Here is a 978-nt window from a genome sequence, read left to right on the forward strand (position 1 = left end):
GTACAACGGCGCGTGGTTGTCGATCGGCAGACCGTCTTTGTTGGTCAGGGTGACGGTGTAAGTGATCTCGCCGCCTTCGGTGACCGAAGGGGTAGCGGTCAGTTTGGCAATGACGTCGTCAGTGGTGTCAGTGACTTTGACCGAAGCGGCATCGCCCAGCTGCAGGTTTTCGAAGGCACGGCCGTCAACATCGACGGCAGACTTGATACCCAGCTCGATTTCGCCGGCATCTTTGTAGACGTCGTCGCCCTGCGCTTCGTGGGTGTAAGGCGCGCTGGTTTCACCGGCTTTGATGGTGACGGTAGCGTTGTTGCTCAGGGTCACGACCAGATCGTGAGCCAGGGCGGTATTGATGTGGACGGTGAAGGTCGGTTTGACGTTCTCAGCAACCGAAACCTGGTCGGCGGTGATGGTGACCTTGACCACGTCGCCTTCGTTGCCCGGCGTGCCTGGTTCGTCGGTGACAACGGTGCTGACCGGGGTTTTGTCCAGAACCAAGTTTTCGAACTTGCCGACATCCGCGCCATCAACCGAAGCGATCGATTTAATCACTGGGTCGTTGGTACCGGTGTAGACGTTATCCGGAGCAGTCACGGTGGTGAAGCCGGTGGTGCTGTTGGCCGGCACGGTAATGACGGTGGTGCCATCACTCAGCGTGAAGGTCAGCGCCGAGTGCTTATCGATCGGTAAGCCATCTTTGTTGGTCAGGGTGATGGTGTAAGTGATCGCACCGCCTTCGGCAACCGAAGGCGTGGCAGTCAGCTTGGCCACCACGTCATCCGTGGTGTCGGTGACCTTGACCGAAGCCGCATCGCCCAGCTGCAGGTTTTCGAAGGCACGACCATCGACATCGACCGCAGACTTGATACCCAGGGAGATTTCACCGGCATCTTTGTAAACGTCGTCGCCCTGTGCTTCGTGGGTGTACGGCGCGCTGGTTTCGCCAGCCTTGATGGTGACGGTAGCGTTGTTGCTCAG

At 58.7% G+C, this 978-nt stretch carries 1 protein-coding gene; it reads right to left on the bottom strand.

Annotation, left to right across the window (positions count from 1 at the left end; translation table 11 throughout):
* Nucleotides 1-978, bottom strand: a 978-nt coding sequence (locus HU764_RS27480) for an immunoglobulin-like domain-containing protein (RefSeq protein ID WP_217835021.1), incomplete at both ends; no start/stop codon positions are given.

It is taken from the genome of Pseudomonas kermanshahensis (assembly GCF_014269205.2).
GTDB classification, from domain to species: domain Bacteria; phylum Pseudomonadota; class Gammaproteobacteria; order Pseudomonadales; family Pseudomonadaceae; genus Aquipseudomonas; species Aquipseudomonas kermanshahensis.